We start from the raw sequence: 1117 nt of genomic DNA, 5'->3' as shown, positions 1-1117 counted from the left end.
ACGGTATTTCCCGCTGACACCGGTAAACCAGCCGTGCGAGTTCAGGGCCAGTGTCTCCGCCGGCTTGTCCGGAATGGTGGTCAGAGTGAAGCTGTCATCCGCTTCGCCAATGATTTTTACTGACTGAACTTCCTTCTCGCTGAAAAGCGAGAGCTGCACCTCAGCCGCTTTTCTGCGACGCCCCACATCATCCAGGTCCCCGTTATTCGCCAGTCTCCTTTTTGCGTCCCCGTACCGCGCCTCGTTATACGCCGCCTCATCAAACTTGCCATCAACCATAAAATCTTCGCGGTTAGGCCGGCCTTTTCGTTTAGGTTTGGCACCGGCAATATCATCTGCCGGCGGGGATTTCACTCTTCCCGCGGCCGCAGCATCTGCCGGGTAATACCAGCGTGGTTTTCGCAGGACAAACGCATTGGGGATCAAGGAATTCGGGCCATAATAAAAATAGTTACTGCGTCCGTCAAAGTCAGTCATGGCAGAGGAAAGTGAGGGATAGTCACCGTATTTAATCAGACTCCGGCTGGTCAGATTGGCATATTTCTGCGCCCATAATTGCTCCGGCAGAATAACTGGCGCATTAAGCTCATAATAAATATTACTGAACTGCCTCGCAGTCATATCAAAGACATAATCGCCGCCCCCTCTGGTACCGAGAACCACATAGTGATTCTTCGGCGCTCTGTCCATACCGTTTGCGAAAAAAGCGATGCCGCGATAGCGGATGTTTTCAAAACCGTCCTTCCGGAGAAACGACGCAACATAAGGCGCCACATCATTGCATTTCCCCAAAGGAGACTGGATCGCATCCTCTATTGCCCTTTCCCGCCTCATCCTCTCCAGGGTTTCACGAGCATCAAAAACCGATGCGCCGTCCAGGTTTGCCAGCACTTTCTCCCGCGGTAAACCTTCCCGCACCGGCTGTGGCGCCATAATCACTTCATCGTCTGCCTGTTGTGCAGGGCGTGACGCACCTTTACCGCCGCCACGCAGCCCGCCGTAGCCTTTATTGATTTTCCATTGCCCGTTCTCAAAGGCAACAGGTTCGCCATACGCAAAACGCCCCGGGTTTTTCGGGTCGACCGTGCGCCATGTATCAGACGCATCATCCCAGCGT

1 protein-coding gene and 1 pseudogene are annotated in these 1117 nt (G+C 53.8%); both read right to left on the bottom strand.

All coding sequences use genetic code 11. From position 1 onward, the window contains the following. Nucleotides 1–933: pseudogene (locus ACQ3G7_RS24695) on the bottom strand (hypothetical protein); the annotation flags it as partial. A 2-nt stretch (nucleotides 934–935) separates the two neighbouring features. Continuing rightward, on the bottom strand, nucleotides 936–1117 hold a 182-nt coding region (locus ACQ3G7_RS24690; protein ID WP_430893011.1), incomplete at its 5' end, for a hypothetical protein.

This window comes from Kosakonia sp. N21 (genome assembly GCF_050587465.1).
In the GTDB taxonomy this organism is placed as follows: domain Bacteria; phylum Pseudomonadota; class Gammaproteobacteria; order Enterobacterales; family Enterobacteriaceae.
This window is presented reverse-complemented; position numbering and strand designations above follow the sequence as displayed.